Genomic DNA, 274 nt, shown 5'->3' with positions numbered 1-274 from the left:
ATGACTCAGCACTTTCAAGAAAAACAATTAAACGCGCACTTCCTGAAGATTGGGATATTACAATTCACGAAGCCAAAAATGGGGTTGAAGCGCTAGATGCTGTGCATGCCGGGTTAGCAGAGGTACTGTTTTTAGACTTGCAAATGCCACAAATGGATGGCTTTGAAGTGTTAAAAGAGCTGCAGCAAGAGCATCAAAAAACCATTGTTATAGTGATTAGCGCAGATATTCAACCTGCAGCACAGGCGCTTGTTAGCTCTATGGGCGCTTTTAG

1 protein-coding gene is annotated in these 274 nt (G+C 43.1%); it reads left to right on the top strand.

Annotation, left to right across the window (positions count from 1 at the left end; translation table 11 throughout):
- Positions 1–274 (top strand): response regulator (locus tag R2R70_RS20175; RefSeq protein WP_410978929.1); only part of this gene is annotated, 274 nt, incomplete at both ends.

The sequence above is a fragment of the Cobetia sp. SIMBA_158 genome (genome assembly GCF_046566945.1).
Taxonomy (GTDB): Bacteria; Pseudomonadota; Gammaproteobacteria; order Pseudomonadales; family Halomonadaceae; genus Cobetia; species Cobetia amphilecti.
This window is presented reverse-complemented; position numbering and strand designations above follow the sequence as displayed.